15 protein-coding genes and 2 pseudogenes are annotated in these 17,039 nt (G+C 72.2%); 8 read left to right on the forward strand and 9 right to left on the reverse strand.

Annotated elements, in window-relative coordinates; all coding sequences use genetic code 11:
- Positions 1-22 precede the first annotated feature (22 nt).
- Together ETAA1_RS18840 and ETAA1_RS18845 are read left to right on the forward strand one after the other, a co-directional pair.
- On the forward strand, positions 23-1,075 hold the full coding sequence (locus ETAA1_RS18840) for a hypothetical protein (protein WP_145241157.1): 1,053 nt from the start codon (positions 23-25) through the stop codon (positions 1,073-1,075).
- Entirely contained in the window at positions 1,056-2,483 is a 1,428-nt protein-coding gene (locus ETAA1_RS18845; RefSeq protein WP_145241159.1) for a hypothetical protein, read from the forward strand. The genes ETAA1_RS18840 and ETAA1_RS18845 overlap by 20 nt, the downstream gene beginning before the upstream one ends.
- 407 nt (positions 2,484-2,890) lie before the next feature.
- Here the strand turns inward: ETAA1_RS18845 and ETAA1_RS18850 are convergent, their stop codons facing one another.
- From ETAA1_RS18850 to ETAA1_RS18870, 5 genes are read right to left on the reverse strand one after another with little or no spacing between them, the layout of a single operon-like run.
- Entirely contained in the window at positions 2,891-3,148 is a 258-nt protein-coding gene (locus ETAA1_RS18850) for a hypothetical protein (RefSeq protein WP_202920239.1), read from the reverse strand.
- Positions 3,149-3,195: 47 nt separating this feature from the next.
- Complete coding sequence (locus tag ETAA1_RS18855) at positions 3,196-4,344, reverse strand: ISAs1 family transposase (RefSeq protein ID WP_145241163.1); 1,149 nt, start codon at positions 4,342-4,344, stop codon at positions 3,196-3,198.
- Positions 4,236-5,126: a replication protein RepA gene (locus ETAA1_RS18860; RefSeq protein ID WP_145241165.1), complete on the reverse strand. Its 891-nt coding sequence runs from the start codon at positions 5,124-5,126 to the stop codon at positions 4,236-4,238. The genes ETAA1_RS18855 and ETAA1_RS18860 overlap by 109 nt, the downstream gene beginning before the upstream one ends.
- 9 nt (positions 5,127-5,135) lie before the next feature.
- Positions 5,136-5,414, reverse strand: a complete 279-nt coding sequence (locus ETAA1_RS18865) for a hypothetical protein (RefSeq protein ID WP_145241167.1) — start codon at positions 5,412-5,414, stop codon at positions 5,136-5,138.
- 31 nt (positions 5,415-5,445) lie between these two features.
- The gene (locus ETAA1_RS18870; RefSeq protein ID WP_145241169.1) at positions 5,446-6,111 is read right to left on the reverse strand and encodes a ParA family protein; all 666 of its coding nucleotides are present in this window, start codon (positions 6,109-6,111) and stop codon (positions 5,446-5,448) included.
- A 129-nt stretch (positions 6,112-6,240) separates the two neighbouring features.
- On the opposite strand from ETAA1_RS18870, the gene ETAA1_RS18875 reads away from it, so the two are divergent.
- Positions 6,241-6,519, forward strand: a complete 279-nt coding sequence (locus ETAA1_RS18875) for an Nmad2 family putative nucleotide modification protein (RefSeq protein WP_145241171.1) — start codon at positions 6,241-6,243, stop codon at positions 6,517-6,519.
- Positions 6,516-6,629, forward strand: a pseudogene (locus ETAA1_RS33875) (Nmad3 family putative nucleotide modification protein); the annotation flags it as partial. The gene ETAA1_RS18875 and the pseudogene ETAA1_RS33875, both read left to right, overlap by 4 nt.
- A 260-nt stretch (positions 6,630-6,889) precedes the next feature.
- Here ETAA1_RS33875 and ETAA1_RS18880 read toward each other — a convergent pair.
- Both ETAA1_RS18880 and ETAA1_RS18885 read right to left on the reverse strand, forming a co-directional pair.
- The gene (locus ETAA1_RS18880) at positions 6,890-7,264 is read right to left on the reverse strand and encodes a hypothetical protein (protein ID WP_145241173.1); all 375 of its coding nucleotides are present in this window, start codon (positions 7,262-7,264) and stop codon (positions 6,890-6,892) included.
- 79 nt (positions 7,265-7,343) lie between these two features.
- Positions 7,344-7,946 (reverse strand): hypothetical protein, encoded by a 603-nt coding sequence (locus ETAA1_RS18885; RefSeq protein WP_145241175.1) that lies wholly within the window; start codon positions 7,944-7,946, stop codon positions 7,344-7,346.
- Between the two features lie 137 nt (positions 7,947-8,083).
- Between ETAA1_RS18885 and ETAA1_RS18890 the strand changes: the two genes are divergently transcribed.
- Together ETAA1_RS18890 and ETAA1_RS18895 are read left to right on the forward strand one after the other, a co-directional pair.
- Positions 8,084-9,613, forward strand: coding sequence for an IS1380 family transposase (locus ETAA1_RS18890; protein WP_202920240.1), 1,530 nt, complete (start codon positions 8,084-8,086; stop codon positions 9,611-9,613).
- A gap of 348 nt (positions 9,614-9,961) precedes the next feature.
- Positions 9,962-10,201, forward strand: a complete 240-nt coding sequence (locus tag ETAA1_RS18895; protein ID WP_145241179.1) for a hypothetical protein — start codon at positions 9,962-9,964, stop codon at positions 10,199-10,201.
- 71 nt (positions 10,202-10,272) lie between these two features.
- Here ETAA1_RS18895 and ETAA1_RS18900 read toward each other — a convergent pair whose 3' ends face one another.
- Positions 10,273-15,618, reverse strand: coding sequence for a DUF4011 domain-containing protein (locus tag ETAA1_RS18900; protein WP_202920241.1), 5,346 nt, complete (start codon positions 15,616-15,618; stop codon positions 10,273-10,275).
- Between the two features lie 213 nt (positions 15,619-15,831).
- Between ETAA1_RS18900 and ETAA1_RS18905 the strand changes: the two genes are divergently transcribed.
- Together ETAA1_RS18905 and ETAA1_RS33880 are read left to right on the forward strand one after the other, a co-directional pair.
- Entirely contained in the window at positions 15,832-16,107 is a 276-nt protein-coding gene (locus ETAA1_RS18905) for a hypothetical protein (protein ID WP_145241183.1), read from the forward strand.
- A gap of 347 nt (positions 16,108-16,454) precedes the next feature.
- A complete protein-coding gene (locus ETAA1_RS33880; RefSeq protein ID WP_390621220.1) occupies positions 16,455-16,823 on the forward strand; it encodes a DnaB-like helicase C-terminal domain-containing protein in 369 nt (122 codons plus the stop codon).
- On the opposite strand, the pseudogene ETAA1_RS33885 reads toward ETAA1_RS33880, so the two are convergent.
- A pseudogene (locus ETAA1_RS33885) lies at positions 16,798-17,007 on the reverse strand (DUF4419 domain-containing protein); the annotation flags it as partial. The gene ETAA1_RS33880 and the pseudogene ETAA1_RS33885 sit on opposite strands and share 26 nt — an antisense overlap.
- Positions 17,008-17,039: the final 32 nt, after the last annotated feature.

Below are 17,039 nucleotides of genomic sequence, written 5' to 3' on the forward strand. Positions count from 1 at the left end.
ACACACCCATCACCCTGACCTCTTGTTTGTCACCAAGGACGCCGTCGCCGAGTGGGGGGGGCGGGTCGACCGGGTCCTGGTTCGCGCGGCCGAAAATCACGACGACTACCACGTCGCGCTGCGGTTGCACGAGTTGCTGTTGCAAGATGAGCCCAGCGTGCAAACCTTCCCCGGCTGGGTACGGGGGTACGAGGGGTTCCCCGAACTGGTGTCGCGGTATGTCAACACGTTCCTAAAAGCGGCCGCGGAGACGGAACAGATCGAGCGGCCACTCGTCCTCACCCGACGGATCCCCGGTGTGGCCAAGACCCCGGGTGGCAGCCGCGAGGGTAAGCCCCCTCTGAGTTACGCCTTACGTCCAGCCCCCGCGTGCTGTCGGGGGTCGACGGACCGTTCTCGCGGGCGGAGCAGCAGCCCGCCCGCCCAGCCGGTCGCCCGCGGGCGCGAGGCGGACGGCGGACCGCTGCGGTTCGTCACCAACCGGTTCGACAATGACGAGTTCCTGATGACGTTCAGCCCGTGGCCGTTCGCGACGGACCCGATGGGTGAGGACATCTCCGGCAAGCTCACCCCGTACCACGCGCGGCGGGGTCTCACCCCGCGGCGGCCGTTCGCCTCCCGCCACCCGGTGATCGCCGCGAACGGCCTGACCATCGACTTCCACGTGTACAACGGGTCCGACCGCGAGTGCTTCATCGACTCCTTGTACCTGTTCGTCGAGGAGCGGTTTGACGTCGGCGAGGAGATGGCGTGGAATGAGTGGCTGCCGCTGCTCGAGCCGCCGACGTTCGAGGTGGCCCTGACCGGAGACACCGACTACTACGAGCTGACTTGTGACCGCCGTCCCGTCTACGCGGTCGGGCCTGGTGCCGCGGAGCACTTCCGGCTCGAGGTCAGGGGCGGGCCGGGAAGCGAGAACTGCATCGTCCGGTTCCGGCTCGGGGCGGCCGCGCACGACGCCCCAGGGGGCCGGTACGACGTCACGTCCGACAGGGCGTTCCACGTCGCGTTCTGCCCCCGGCTGAACGCCGCCGTCAATGCTGGGAGCGAGACCGATGGGACCGACGCCCGGTGACTCGGAAACGGCCAAACTGAGGGAGCTTTGGGACCGGGTCGTCCGGCTCGTCTGGGCCGACGAGTTGGTGGAACTCGGGCGGGTCTGTCACGCCTCGGCGCTGACCGAAGACTTGTTCGACAGCGTGCTCGCGGAAATCCTTCCCGGACGGGAGCACAACGACGCCCTGTACCTGGTCGCCAGCCGACTGATGGAGGCCCACTCGCCGCTCGCGGGCCAGCGTGTCCGGCTGGAACTGCGGAGCCTGTACGTGGGCGACTGCGCCGCGCACCGGTCGGTCCTGACGCCTTTGACCCGCGGCGAGGTTAGCCGGGACGAGTTTGCCGAGCGGGTAGAGCTGGTCGCAGGGGCCATGCGTTTTCTTGGCCTCTCCGACCTCGTTCGGGATCACCCGGTCAACACTTGGCTGTACGTGCGGGGGGCGGTCATGCAGTTGGGCGAAGAGCTGGTGCCCGGCTCGAAACTCGCGTACCTGCTGAGCGAACTGGCCGTGGCCTACCAGAACCTGCACGGGAAGCGGGACCTCGTCCGCGTGGCCGAGGCCGCCCTCGGCCGGCTCTACCTGCTGACCGACTTGCGCGACGGCGGGTGGATTGTGGGTGGGGGGGATGCCCCTGCGTCCGAGCTGTTGCTGGAAAATAAGGCGTTTCGGGCGCGCCGACTCGTTGCCGAGGGCGACCTAGACGCCGCCCTTGCCGCCTACGTCGCGATCCTGCGGGACCTGCGTCTCCTCTTCGGGCGGATGAGGTCGAACGGCGAGTACCCCGTGGCCCTGCTGTTGACCGGGGTACTCTGCTCGCTCGCCGGGGATTACACAAGCGCGAAGGCGGTGTTCGACTGGTCGGCCGACAGCACCATCAAGCCGGCCGTCGGCCACGGCGCGTTGTTCGTGATCAAGCCCAGCGCCCTGGCCACCCGGGCCGACGCCGTCCGAGCCGCCCTCGTCCAGGCCGCCGGCGCTGAGGACCGCTACCGCGTGGCCCTGCACTTCCTCGAGCTGGCGACGGGCCACGATTACGACCTGGAACTGGACCTGTTGGCGGACCTTCGCAAGGCGGCCGGGAGTCGTGACTGGGAGGCGGGGTTTGACGCCTCGTCGACGATTCTGACCGGACTCGCGTCTAAGCGCCACCCCGTCGTGCCCTTCACCGCTTGCGAGTTCGAGTCTCGCCTGTTTCGCGCGTGCTATCACGCACGGAACGACGACCTGGCCGCTGCCCGGGCTGAACTCGAGGCAGGCGGATCCGTGCTGGGCCGGCGTGCCCCCGACCTGTTACGCGTCTTGGGAGAGGACCCGGAGCGCTTGCTCGCCGCGACCTTCGACTGTAAGACCCCGGGGGGGTGGCCCGAACCGGACGACTCCGAGCTGTTTGATCTGCTCCATGACCTGGTGGGCAACACCGTGTAGCAGTCAGTCGGTCCACTGACACACGACTTATCCACGTGAACTTGGTCGCGCCCCGGAAGTTGTCCACGTGAACTTGGTCGCGCGGGGCACGTGAAGTTGGTCGCGCTCGGGTGTCGGATTTCCTCGGTCGGCCAACGTGAAGTTGGTCGCGCAAACCTATATGTATACCTATAACTCTTACCTATAGGTAGCGGCCCGAATCCTGTGGATCACGGGGACAACCCCGCCGCCTGGGGATAACCGCCCGTCCGCATCGCATGCAGGGGGTGAGGAGGTTACCTCCGTCCCCTCGCCTTTCCGGTTTCGCACGGGGATGGGGCTGGGAAGAGAATTCACCCCTTCCGGCACCACGCCCAGCACCTGACCCTACTTCGCCTCTGTAAGTGCCGTTTCCGTGCGATTGCGCCCTATGCGAGGAGCAAGGGCTCGCTCTTGCCGCTCACCGGCGGCGGGCTGTGCTCCAGGGTCACCCCCTGCTCGTCGGCGGTCAGCCGCGCGTCCGGGTAGACGGCCGTCACCTGCCGGAGCGTCTCCAGGAACTTCGCCCGGAAGTCGCGGACCCGGGCGTAGCCCTGGCCGAACTGGTCGTGCAGGTTCGCCCAGGGGACGAGCTGCGGCCGGCCCGGCTGCACCCGGTGCAGCCGCTGGGCGAGCCACACGTACACGTCGAGCGCCAGCGACGAGGTGGCGAGCGCCCCACGGTCAGCGCGTATCAGACTGCTGGTAATGTCAGGACTTCGTCGAGGAACTGTGTATTCATCAGGCAGCGAATCATCTTCCCCCGGATGCTGTCCTTGATGGGATGCCGCTTCAGTAGCGTGACGGCGAACCGCCGGAGCCAACTCAAGTTGTTCGCCAGCACCCGCTCGCGCGTCCGGCTCTCGTCCTCGCGGAACGTCACGTCCAAGACCCAGTGCATCGACTCGATGCCCCAGTGCGCCCGAACCGCCGCCCCGAAGCGTTTGCCGCTCAGGAACCGGCTCAGCATGTAGTACCGCACCTCGTCGCTCTGGGTCCCGTCGGCGTGCGTGGTGACCCGCACCGCCGTGCCAACGGCCTTGACCCACGGCCACTCCGCTCGGGCCGCAAAATCCGGCGGCACCTGGGCCACGAAGTAGAACCGCTCGTCACGCCGGCCGTGCCCACGCTCGTCGGTCTCGTGGCGCCGGCGCTTGCGTGCCTCCAGTTCGCCGTCCAGGTGCTTCTCGACGACCGACCCGATGGCCTCGGCGAGCTTCGGCTGGTTGTCCTTCACGGCGATCACGAAGTCCCCGCCGCCGGCCACGACGTCCCGCGCGACGTCCTTCTGGCACCCCATCGCGTCGATCGTGACCACGGCCCTGGCGAGCTCGATCTGCTTCAGCAGGACGGGGATGGCAGTGATCTCGTTCGACTTCTCCTCGGTCGCGACCTGGCCCAACGCGACCCCGTGCTCGCTCGCCCAGGCGCTGACGACGTGCAGCGGACCCAGCCCGTTGGCCGCATCGTGGGACCGCCGGAGCGTCTTGCCGTCGATGGCGACCAGGCGGCCGGGGCCGCCCCCGTCGGGTGCCAGGGCGTCGGCGATCCACTCCTGGAAGCAGCGCTGGAAAGCCTCGGGCTGGAGGGCGATCAGCACCCGGCGGATGCAATCCCGTGAGGGGACGCCGTTGGGCAGCGTGAGGAACTCGTCGAGCCAATCCCGGCGGTTGGCGGCCCACCGGTGGATGGCGGTCGGGCCGTCGCACCCGCACACCAGGCCGCACACGGCGATCACCACGACGTCAACCAGGAGGTGCTTCCGGTTGCGGACGTGCCGGGGGTCGGACAACGACTCGAAGTAGGAGCCGATGGCTTCGACGTTGACCCTCGTGGTCGCCATGCCGGTGGCCCCTCGGTGAGCGGGGCGGTGCCGGGATGCCCCCGACGGTCGTGTGGCCCGACGGCCCCGGCCCCAGGCCCTGGTGTACGCCGATGCGGCCCCTCGCGCAATGCCCCCCAGATTGCCCAGTTATGCGCGCTGGCCGTGGCGAGCGCCCCGACCGCCCGGCGGTCTAAGGGCACGGCGTGGCGGGAGAGGCTCTGGAAGTATTCCTCCGAGAGGCGCACCGTGCTGGGCCAGAGCACCCGCTGGTCCGGCTCGGCCGGGTACCACAGGTCGAACGCGCTCACGATCTGGGTGTTCACCTGCACCGCCCGCCCCTCCTCCACCAGCCCCATGCGGACCGTCGCGGCGGCCAGCCGGGCGAGCTGGTCCTTCAAGTGCCGCAGGCTCGGGCCGTTGGTGTCCAGCCCGAGGGAGCGGGCGAACGCGGTCATCGACCCCTCCACGTCCACCACCGGGTTCTTCGTGCGGACGGCCTCGCTGGCCAGGTGGATCAGCACCAGCCGCGGCTTCTCCCCGTAGGGCAGGCCGACCTCGACGAACTTGCCGGAGCGGGGGTCGATGGCGGCCCCGGCCTCGATGCGCAGCGTCGCGTGCCCCTGCTTCCGCTCCCACGCCCGGACGTCCTCGCCGGGGTTGGTGTACGGGATGCCGCACTGGCACCGGATGGTGTGGAGGAAGTCGATGTCGGCCGGGCGGGCAGTGCGGATGGCACTCGCGGCCTCGATCAGCTTACGCTGGCGGGGGGTGACCTTCGGGGCGGGGCGGGAATCCGGCACTGGGCGGCTTTACGGCAGGTAGCCGTTGGCCTTCAGCCACGGCCCGAGGGCCTCCTCGAGCATCTCCTGCACGGTCGCCGGCTCGACGCCGGCGAGCTGCCGCTCCAGGCTGGCCCGCTTGAGGGCCGCGGCGTAGTCGGCGCGGATGCGGGTGGTCAGCGGCGCGCGGGCCGGGGCGGCCGGCCGGGTCGCCGGGGGCTTGCCGCTGAACACGAACGCTGCCTCGGCGGCCCGCTCGTGGTGGGGTTTGGTGACGATCGCGTCTACCAGGCTGCGTCGGTCGGTCATGGCGTCCCTCCTCGGTACGGTTTCGGTTCGGTCAGGCGTCGGCCAGCGCCCGGGACTTCCGGGCCGGCACGGCGTCCGGCAGCAGCTCGCGGAACAGCGCGTCCATCTCGACGGCGGCCTCCCGCCCGCGGGTGCCGAGCGTCCAGACCACCGCCCCCTGCCCGGGGGCGTCGGCGTAGACCTGGCGGAGCACCAGCGGGGTGTCGGCGAGCGGCAGGCCGAGCACGGCCGCGGCGTCCTTCATGTCCTGGGTCAGGCGGTAGTTCCGCCCGACCATGCTCAGCACCACGACCGCCTTCGGGGCCCCGGCGCGGATGTCCTGGGCCTGGCGGAGCACCCCGGTCGCCTGGGAGAGCGCCCGGACTTCCAGCATCGACGCCTTGACGGGCACGATCGCGAGGTCGGCGCGGAGCAGCAGCGCGCGGCTGGTCTCGGTGTTACTCCCCGGCCCGTCGGCCACGACGAAGTCGGCCTCCTGGGCGAGCTGTGGCAGGTTGTCGAGGATCTGGTCGGGCGAGGTCATGCGCACCCCCCGCACGGTGGGGGCGGCCTCGCCGAGCCAGTCGGAGCTCGACGCCTGGGTGTCGCAGTCGGCGAGGACGACTTTTGCGCCCCGGGCGGCGAGCCAGCAGGCGAGGTGGACGGAGATGGTGGACTTGCCCACACCCCCCTTCGAGTTGGCGACGACGATGATCATGACCCGACGACTAGCGCACTCCCGGGCGGCTGGCAAGCAGGATGTGCGCCCGCCGGCGTGCCCCGCCGTCCGGCAGGACGGCCCTACGGATGACCGGCCAACCGGATTGATGCCGACTTCGACATCTCCGTGAAGGACCGCTTCGCCCTGATCTCCCACCACTTCTTCTACTTTGGCCGCAACGCCATCGACATCTCGGACATCCCCCGCAAGCACCTGGACCACCCGTTCGAGAAGGCCGGGCCGGGACACCGGGCCGACTTCAGCGAGGAGTTCGTCGGGGCGTTCGCCAAGTGGCTGAAGTCCAACTTCAAGGTCGGCGTCCACGGCCCGCCGTGCAAGCCGCACTCGGAGTTGAAGCTGCCGAAATGCCCGACGACGGTGCGGAGAAAGGGCTGCACGGTATGAGCAGGCAAGTCGTTCTCCTGCGGGTAGGCGTCGATGCCGGGTGCGGCGGCATCCAGGGGCCGCTGTTCGGGGACGGGTCGTTTGAGTTCGTCTCCATCCCGGACAACCACGGGGTCAGCGACCACACCCAAACCGCCACACGGCGGCGACGGTCGCTGCGGCCAGCCGCCCACCCGCGGCCTCGACCGTTCCCTCCGCCATGGCCCCTCCCCCACGAAATCGACGCCCTGCTAACGCATGGGGCGTTAACCTTCGCTACCACCGTGCGACGCCCGCCTGCTGCCCGGTGTTGCCCTGATCGAAATCGACGTCCGGCTCGCGGGCCGAATGTCAGGTTCTGCAAGTCTCGATCCTCGACCCCTCCTTGCGATCACCGGCCGGCGCGGCTGGCGGCCTCGCGCTCAAGTTCGTCCACCTGCCGGTGCAGGTCGGCCACCACGCCCAACTCCGTCCCGAGCTCGAGCACCTTCGCCGCCGCCCGCAGGCGGACCCCCGGGTCGGGGTGGGCGACCAGCCCGAGGAGGGTGTCGGCGGCCCCGCCCAGCCCCGCCGCGAGCCGCCCGGCGGCGGCCGCGAACATCTCCCCCCGGGCCGCGACCACCCGCGCCTTGAAGGCCGGGTCGGCGAGCCGGCGGTGGGCGGTCCGCTCCCCCACGCCGGTGGCCCCGGCGGCGTCCCGGACGGTCGCCCCGGCGGCCAGCTCCAGCGCCAGCCGGTCGTCGGCGTCTCGGCCACGGTGTGCCATGGTCTGCCCTCGGGGTTCGGGTCGGTCAGCCGCCGGTGCGGCCGCCTTCCAGAACTCTAGCACCCGAGCCCGGTGATACTCACGTCTGTCTGAAGGCGGCGAGCGACGCGCGGTCGAGCCGGTACACCGCCGCCCGGCGGGATTCGGCCCCCCGCGTCCCCGGGACTACCAGGGCGAGGAACCCGGCCTCGTTGAGGCCGGCCAGCAGTCTCGCCGCCGTCGTCTTCGACACCCCGGCGACCTGCCCCGCCATCCTGCAGGACAGGTGAAACTGACCGTCCGGGGTCGCCCGGGCCATGGCCTCACACGCCGCCCGGAGCCGGTCCGCCGGCGAGCCGCCGGCCGCCGCCGCGGCTTCCGCCATCAGCGCCAGCGGGCGGGACGCGGACACCGACACGTCGCACCGCCCCCACGCCCGGACGAACGCGCGCCACGTCGCTCCCCACTCGGGCGTGCAGATGACCGGGGCGGCCCGCGTCCACCTGAACCGCACCGCCGCGGCCCAGTACGCGGCCGGGGCGTCGGGGGCGAGGTCGAGCAGCGAGCGGGCCAGGTACAGCAGGCGGTGTTCCCGCTCCCCGGCCCGCCGCGGCAGGGTCCGGAGCACCGCCTCGACCGTCCCGGTCGGCAGGTCGTCCAGCCCGCGCACCGCGTCCGGCGTGGCCGGGTCCGGCGGACACATGCCATTAGGCCTTAACGAAGCGTGATCTCTGCCGTGCCGATTGGCCTGCTTCTGAAAAAGCTTGAAATCCTCGGCCGTTTCCGGGGTTTGTGGGAGTAGCTGCTTCCCCTTCGCCCGGAATCCATCGAGGAGTTCAAGTGAAGCCCATCTTCCGCTCGTGGTTCCGCTCCCGCCAGTCCCGGATCGAACGCCGACTCGACACGACGCGCGACACCGCCACCCACCGCCCCGTGCTCTCGTCTCGCCCCATCGATTACGACGTGTCGCGCCGCGACCGGGCCATTGCCCACGGCGGCATCGGGCTCCTTCACACACTCGTCCAGAAGGTCGGCCTACCCCAGGCCATTGACGCGCGCCTGCACCTGCTCAAGGTGCATCTCCCCTACCACGAGTCCGACCACGTCCTCAACATCGCCTATAACGCGCTGTGCCACGGGACGTGTCTCCAGGACATCGACCTGCGCCGCAACGACGACGCCTTCCTCGATGCCCTCGGGGCGCGACGCATCCCCGACCCGACCACCGCCGGCGACTTCTGCCGACGCTTCACGCCCACCGACCTCGACACGCTTCAGGACGCCATCGACGTGGCCCGGCGGGCCGTCTGGGCCGAGCAGCCCGCGTCCTTCCTCGACCGCGCCACGCTCGACATGGACGGCACGCTCGTCGCGACCACCGGGGCCTGCAAGGCCGGCATGGACATCGCCTACGACGGCACGTGGGGCTACCACCCCCTCGTCGTGAGCCTGGCCGAGACCGGTGAGGTGCTGCGACTGGTCAACCGGCCCGGCAACCGGCCCTCGCACGAGGGAGCCGCCGCCCAGGTCGATCGAGCCATCCTGCTCTGCCTGCAGGCCGGCTTCCGCCGCGTCGTCCTCCGCGGCGACACCGACTTCTCGCAGACCGAGCACCTCGACCGCTGGCACGCCCTCCCGTGGGTCCGCTTCATCTTCGGGTACGACGCCCGGGCCAACCTCCAGGTGAAAGCCGAGGACGTGCCGGCTTCGGCGTGGCAGTCGCTGCGTCGCCCGCCGCGTTACGAGGTGAAGACGCGGCCACGCACGCGGCCCGAGGCCGTGAAGGACCGCATCGTCCGCGAACGGAACTTCGAGGTGTTGAGGTTGCAGTCGGAAGAAGTCACCGCGTTCGATTACCAGCCGACCGCGTGTACCAACACCTTCCGCATGGTCGTGGTCCGCAAGCACATCTCGCGTGAGAAGGGCGAGCAGGTGCTTTTCCCCGAGGTCCGGTACTTCTTCTACCTCACCAACGATCGGGACCTCACCGCCGCGGAGGTGGTGTTCGAGGCCAACGACCGCTGCCATCAGGAGAACCTGCTGGCCCAGTTGCACGGCGGCACCCACGCCCTCACCGCCCCGGTGGACGCCCTGACCAGCAACGGGGCCTGGATGGTGATGACGGCCCTGGCGTGGACGTTGAAGGCGTGGTGGGCGTTGCTGCTGCCGGAGTCGCCGGGCCGCTGGCAGGAGTACCACCGCGCGGAGAAGGCACGGGTGCTGCGGATGGAGTTCAAGACGTTCGTGAACGCCTTCGTGACGATCCCGTGTCAGGTGCTCCGGACCGGCCGCCGGGTGGTGTTGCGACTGCTGGGCTGGAACCCGCACCTGATGACACTCTTCCGCCTGGTGTCGCGGCTCCGCGAGTGAGGGGCCTCATCTCGAAGTCGGGATCCGGATGTCCCGATCCGCGAGCACGCCGAGAGCGACACGCAGGAAGGAGAAGCGGGTGGACGACGAGAGAATCGCCACGCGAGGCGGAGCCGAGCGGGCTCCGGACAGGGAGGATATCGCTTCATCGGATTGCGAGCGACTCCTCAACAGACGGCCCAGGTCTCGCTTGTTTAAGGCCTAGTGGGGACTGGGGAAATTCCCCGGATGGCCGCGACGCGGGGGAAGGACGGACGCACCCGGGCAACGACCCGCTCCCCCGCGGTGCCGCAACCTCCAGACCCAGATGCGACTGCCCATCGTCGCCGAGAGGCCGAACGGGCCGGCGTGGCGAGCGACCGGGGTGCGACTGGGGACGCTGCCAACGTGCCGGCCAAGTGGTCGGAGATCAAGTATTTCGCGCTGAGCCTCCAGTCGCGGGTCGCCGACCTGGCACGCGCGGGGCGGGCAAAGTCGTCCGACCGCAGTACCGCGGAAGTCCGTGAGGTCGCGGCGCGGGTGCAGTGGGTAGTGGACGAAATCTGCCGGTGGGCCGATCGGTTCGAGGCCGGAACGTTGGTTCGGTAGCACCCCCCAGCCAGGTGATCGGGTGGCGACACGGATCTGATTACGGGCTGCGCTCCGCCCGCTGTGACCCGTCAACCGGCGGCACCCCAGCGGCCGTCGTCCCGGCGCTCTAGCTTCCGCTCCCGGGCCAGGGCGTCCAGCGACTCCTTGATCCGGTCCTCGATCCGGCCCCCGAGCCGCTTGAACCCCAGCCGGCGGGCCACCGCCCGGCACAGGTCGCCTGCCTCCGTCGCCCCGTACTCCTCGACCACGGCCAGGACCGTCGTGCGGACCACCAACTCCGGCACGTCGTCGATCTTCGCGTAGGTCGGGCTCGGCGGCGCGGGTGGAAGGTCGGGGGGAGTGACCGGCGTGGGCGGGTCGGGCGGCGGGGGCGGGGTGACCGGGGGCGGGGCCGGAACGGCCGCGGAGGCGAGGGCGTCGAGCACCCGCTGCACCTGCTTCTCCCGGTTCCGCAGCCAGTCGGTGGACCACACCCGGCACAGCCGCCACCCCAGCCCCTCCAGCACCGCCTGCCGCAGCCGGTCCCGGTCCCGGGCCGTCGCCGACGAGTGGTACGTCGCCCCGTCGCACTCCACCCCGAGCACGTACCGGCCCCCGCCCGCCCGGTCCACCACCCCCAAGTCGATCTTGAACCCGCCGCACCCGACCTGCGGGTGGACGGTCAGCCCCCGGCGCCGCAGCTCCTCGCACACCTCCCGCTCGAACGGCGAGTCGAACCCGGCCGCCGCGGCCGAGGTGACCGCCTCCGCCAGGGCGGTCGGCCCGCGCTCGGCGTAGTCGAGGAACGCCCGCAGCAGCCGCGCCCCCTCCGCCCCAGTGCGGGACAGGTCGATGTCCGTCGCGGCCAGCGACGACACGACCGTCATCCCGGCCCGGGCGCGGGTGACGGCCACGTTCAGCCGCCGCTCCCCGCCGTCGCGGTTCAGCGGCCCGAACCGCATCGCCACCTTCCCGGCCGCGTCCGGCCCGTACCCGACCGACAGGAGGATCACGTCCCGCTCGTCCCCCTGGACGTTCTCCAGGTTCTTCACGAAGAACCGGTCCGGCCGGTCCTCCTTGAAGAACCCCTCCAGCTCGGGGTGGGCGCGGCGGCGGGCCTCCAGCTCGTCGAGGATGCGGTTCTGCTGCCGCTGCGAGAACGCGATCACCCCCAGACTTTCGTCCGGCCGCCGGCGGGCGTGTTCGACCACCAGGTCGGCCGCCCGCCGGGCCTCGGGCACGTTTACCCCGTCCTCGAACCGGCCGTCGGCCACCCGCTCGAACCGCACGGCCGGCCCGGCGGCGTCGTCGGCGCCCGGGAACGTGACCAGCCCGCCGTCGTAGAAGTACCGGTTCGAGAACGCGATCAGCCCCTCCCGCCGGCTCCGGTAGTGCCACCGCAGCCGCTTGCGCACGAGCCCGAGCGACAGGCACACGTTCAGCAGGCTCTCGAACCCGGCCGTGCCGTCGGCGCCGTCGTCCGCGTCCGGGTCGTCGGCCGTCGCGCGGGCGAAGAAGTCGCTCGGCGGGAGCTGCCGCGGGTCGCCGGCGACCACCAACTGCCGGCCGCGGTAGACCGCCCCGACCGCGTCGGGCGGCCGCACCTGCGAGGCTTCGTCGAAGATGACCACGTCGAACGTCAGGTCCGCCGCCCCGAGGTACGTGCTGACGGCCAGCGGGCTCATCATGACGCACGGCTTGAGCCGCGGGAGGAGCGTCGGGAGGGCCGCGAACAGCCGCCGGACCGGGAGGTGCCGCCGCTTCTTGTTCCCCTCCCGCAGCAGCACCCCGAGCTCGGACGTGTCCGGGGCCGACCCGTCCGCGCGCGGCCGGCGCGGGTGGGCCAGGAGCGCGGCCCGGAGCCGGGCCGGGGCGGCCTCGACCGCCAGTCGGTCGAGCCGGCCGAACCGCCCAACCCGGAGGTCGTGGTCGTCGGCCGCGAAGTCGGCGAGCGCGGGCACCCGGGCGTACACCGCGTCCAGCCACAGCCCGAGGAACCGCCGGCGGAAGGCGTCGGCCGCACGGTCGAGTGCCAACTCGCCCCGGCAAACCTCGTCCACCACCGCCTCGACGCCCAGGGCGGCCGCGTCCCGCCGGACCTGCCGGTAGCGCACCCACTCGTCCAGCCGGGTCAGGTCGGACAGCCGGGCGGCGGCCCAGCAGGCGACGTCTGGGACCGCGGCACAGGCCAGGACGACTCCCTCCGACACCGGCTCGTCGGCCGGGAACAGGGTGCCGGCGACGTACACCCAGGCGTCCTCGAACCCGCCCCGGGCGGCCTCGTCGGACGCCTCGACCGCAGCCCGGAGGCGGTCGCGGGCCGGGCCAGCGGGGAGGGCCGCGGCCGCCGCCGGGGACGGCCTCCCGGCCGCGGCCAGGAACCGTTCCAGCGCCTCGCCCGTGGCCGCGAACCCGCCCCAATCGGTCGCCTCGACCGTCTCGGCCGTCCCGTCGAGGGCCAGCGCCGCCGCGAGCGCAGCGAGCCTGCGACGGAGGTCGGCCAGCTCGGCCAGTTCGGCCGATCGGGGAATGCACTCCCCGGGCGGCAGGTCGCGGCCGTCCCGGAGAAGCCCGACCAGCTCCGCCAGCCCGTCTGCCTCCGCCGCGACCGCCGCCGCCTCCGCCCGGAGTCGGTCCCGCAGGTCGGCGGCCGTGGCGGCCAGCGCGGCCGCGGGGTCGGCCGGGGCGTAGGCGGCCGTGACGGCCGTCCACGCCGCCTGGAACTCCGCGTCGGCCCGCCGTAGGTCGTCGGCCGCCGCCGCGAGCCCCGCCCGGTCGAGCCCGCCGCCCGGCGCCAGGACTGCCCGCGCCTCGGCCGGCAGTTTCCACCGCTCGTACCGCTCTGCCGCCGCCAGCCCTTCGGCCGTGGCCGCCCAGTCCGCCCGCCCGCCGGCGCCGGTGGCGAGCTCGGCGGCGTACCCGGCCTCGACCTGCCGGACGTACCCCGCCCGGCGGTGGTATTCGGTCAGCACCCCGAGGTCGGCCAGTATCGCGGCCCGGTCCGGGGCCGTGCCGGCGTACCACCCGGCGACCTTTGCCCGCACGGCCCCCCACGCGGGGAACAGCCGCCGCCAGAACGACCCGCCCCGGTGGAGCGCGTCGCAGGCGACCGCCGCGGCCTCGGGGGCGAACGCCTCCGGGGCGAACGTCGCCGCCAGCCGGGACCGGATTGCCGCGGCCGCGGCCTCCTCCTCGGCCGCCCGCGCGGCCGCGGCGCGGACCTCCGCCCGGCGGGCCGCGTCCCACCAGCCGGGCGGGATCGGCAGCCCGGTGGCGACCTCCGCCCCGACCTGGGCGAACTTCCGCGCCTGCCCGACGGCGCCGACGCGGGCGGGGAGCCGCAGCGCGGCCAGGAGCCGGGCGTATGCGTCCGCGATCCGGTCGAGTACGGGGCGGGCGGCGGCCAGGCGGTCCGCCGCGACGCGCGCGGCCGCCGCCCGCTCGCGCGCCGGCAGCGTCGCGCCGCCGACGAGGCGGTCTCGCGGCCCGGCGACCCCACCGGCGAGCGCGGCCGCACGGGCCGGCTCCAGCCGCCGCACCGCTGCCGGGTCGAACGCGCCGAGTGAGTCGCCCAGAGCCCGACACCGGGCAGTGGCCGCGTGGAGCGCGCGGGCGGCGGCCGCCGAGGCGCGCGGGTCGCTCGCCAGCCACGTCGGCGGCACCGGGGGCACGGCCAGCATTGCCCGCGCGGCGCGGACGGCGGCCTGCCACCCGGCGACGGTGTCGGCCGGGCCGCCGGCCGCGAGGTCGGCGAGGGTGGTGCCCGCGGCCAGCCGGGCGGCCCCGGCCGCCAGCCGGCCGAGGTGGTAGCGGGCGTCGTCGAGCCCGGCCTGGGTCACGGCCGCCAGCCGGCACCCCCGCCACGGGTGCGCCCCCGGGTTCTCGACGACCGCCCGGCAGCGGGTCAGCCCGTCGAGCGCCTCGGTCGCGCGGCGGTAGAAGTCGGCGTCCCGGGCGGAGACGTCCGGGTCCGTCCACCGGGTCCGGTCGGGCAGGTCGGCGAGCCGGGCCAGCTCCCCGTGGGCCTGGAAGGCGGACAGGCCGAGCGGCGGCCGGGGGCGGTGGAGCTCGGCCGCGTAGGAGTTCAGCCGGCGGCGGTCGTCGGCCAACTGCCGCAGCTCGCCGGACACGTCCCGGTACGGCTCCGGGGGGAGGTCGAGGCACCGCCCGAGCTCCGCCGCGACCTCCCGCTTGTTGGTCTTGTGGCTGTGGAGTTCGAGGCAGAAGTCGCCGAGCCCGCGGGCGTCCAGCCGCCGCTTCACCACCTCCAGCGCGGCCGTCTTCTCGCTGACGAACAGGACCGTCTTGCCGGCCGCCAAGAGCTCGGCGACGCAGTTGGCGATGGTCTGGCTCTTACCCGTCCCCGGCGGGCCGTCGATGACCACGTCGGCCCCGCGCTTGACGGCCTCGATCGCCTCATGCTGGCTGCTGTCGGCGTCGAGGATGTGGGTCGCGGCATCCGGCGGGACGGCCTCATCCAGGTCGGCGGGCGCGGGCAGGCCGGGCGGCGGGCGGAGCTCGACTGCCCCGTCCCCGGCGATCGCCCGGCACAGGGAGTGGGCCTTCACCCGATCGGCGTTCTGCTTGAGGTCCTCCCACATTGCCAGCTTCTGGAAGTTGAACACCCCCAGGGCCGCCGCCTCGACCACCCCCCATCGGGGGTCAGCGCGGACCGCGGCGGCGACCGCGGCCAAATACGCCGCCAGCCCGTCCGCCCCGTCGATGTCGAGGTCGCCGGCCGGGAGGCGGATCCGGAAGTCGGCGGCCAGGAGCTCGGCGAGGCAGTGGTTGGGGGCCGGGTCGTCGTCGCTCGCCTGGAGCGTCCAGACCGCCTCGACCGACTCGCGGGAAAGGCGGACCGGGACCAGGACGAGCGGGGAGCGGAGTTCCTCCCGGCTGTCCGGGCTGTCGTACCAGCGGAGAAAGCCGAACGCGGCGTACAGGGTGGCGATGCCGTGGTCGGTCTCGGCCTCGGACGCGGCGCGGTGGAGGCGGAGGAGGGTGCCGGCGAGCTTCTTGTCGGACAGGTCGGTGAGGAGATGGTCGGGGCCGAGGCTGGCCGACTCCCGGCACTCCTCGGTCAGTTCGCGGAGTGTCCGCGGCGGCTCGGCGTCGGGAGCAGCGGCAAGTGCGTCAGGGACGGGTTCCTCGGGCGGGCCGGCGGTGGCAGGGTTCGCGTCAGCGCCGGGCTCGTCTCGGCGGTCGGGCTCGGCGTCGATCGCGTCCGCCGGCAGACCGAGGAGATCCCGCTTCCACGGGAACGTGAGCGGCCGCCCCTCGACCACGAGCCGCTGCCAGAGGGCGTCGGCGGCGGGGTGTAGGAGTTCGACCCCGCCTCCGCGTCCGGTCGCGAACTTGACGAGCCGGTTTCGTTTGGTGGTGTCGAGGAGGCTCTTCTGCCACTCGGCGATTCGGGCATCGATGTCGAACGGCATGGAGTCAAGTCTTCCGTGTAGCGTGCCTGCGTCAGTACGGTCTGGCGTTATCCAAACCGATCGTACCAAACCCGCCGCGGGCCTGCGAGTATTCGAGGACGCGAATGGCGTCGAGCGGGCTGTGGCGGACATGCTCTTGGGCGGCGGCGTGGCGGCGCGGGTGACGCCGTGGACGATCACGGCCGGGCACCGCACCGGATGGGGGACGGGAGGGTGCCGAAGAAGGACCTGGTCGGGGCGGTGCAAGCGGTGCTCGGGACGCTGCGGCTGAAGATCGCCCCGGGGCTGCCGCTGGCGGAGGTGCTGGCCAAGGAGTTGGAGTCGTTCCGGGTGAAGGTGACGGCGGACCGCAACGAGTCGTTCGAATCCTGGAGGGAGCGGGACCACGTCGACCTGGTGCTGGCCCTCGCCCTGGCCGTCTGGACCGGGGAGCGGCTCGGCCCACGACCGGCTCGACGCCTTCCTCTCGGCCTGGGTCGCCAGCCTTGACGAGGAGGACCGCAGGGGCTTCGGCACGCCACCCCACGATGTGATCTGGGTTCCGAGGGTGCAGACCACGCCGGAACGCAGGGGCGGTGTATGAAGGTGGTGATCCAGTGTGCCGGGCGGAAGCGGGGCGAGGCCGGGGTCGAAGTCGCCTTCGTCGCCTGCCCCGACCTATCTACGCCGGGAACTGCCGTACCCCGAGTCTGCCGACCCGATGATTCGGCGGGAGGCACTGGGACGTGGCGTGACGTGCTCATTTGGTACATCCAGCGGTACCGCCGGGAGGGAGCGAACCAGGACCATCTGCCCCAGCGGGTGACCTCTACACCCCCCGGGTGTACCGGCGGCTGGTGGACTACCTCCAACTCCTCCAGGCCGAGAACCCGAGGGACAACCGCGTCCAGCAGGTGGGCACTGCCGCCCGCCGGTTGAAGCACGTCGCCCGGCAGACGGGGGTGCCGATCATCTGTCTCCGCCAGCTCAACCGCCAGGTCGAGGAGCGGGCGAGTGGGAAGCCGCGGCTGTCCGACCTCCGGGAATCGGGTGAGATCGAGCAGCACGCCGACGCTGTCTCCCAGGCGAACGGCACGTGGGACAGACCCGGGGGGCGACGAGCGACTGAAAGCCCTCGCCGGTCTCGAAGATCGGGTTGTGGCGGGCGACCGGGCCGCCGACGAAGGAGCGGAGGTATGGGAAGTGCCTGGCGACCCAGCCGTTGATCAAGTCCCCGCCGTACTGGCTGCGGAGCTTGCAGACCGCCCGCCAGTGGTCGCGGTCCACCTCGCCGCGGCTGGCGGCGACGAACTGGCCGCAGATCGGTCGCAGGTGCGGCAGCCACCAGTCGAGATCGAACGGCCGAAGCGCTTCAACCTTCTCGGCGAGCCGTTCCCAGTCGGCGGTCGTGCCCTCGAGTGTGGGGCGAGTCGTGGTCGGGT

The sequence above is a fragment of the Urbifossiella limnaea genome, assembly GCF_007747215.1.
Classification (GTDB): domain Bacteria; phylum Planctomycetota; class Planctomycetia; order Gemmatales; family Gemmataceae; genus Urbifossiella; species Urbifossiella limnaea.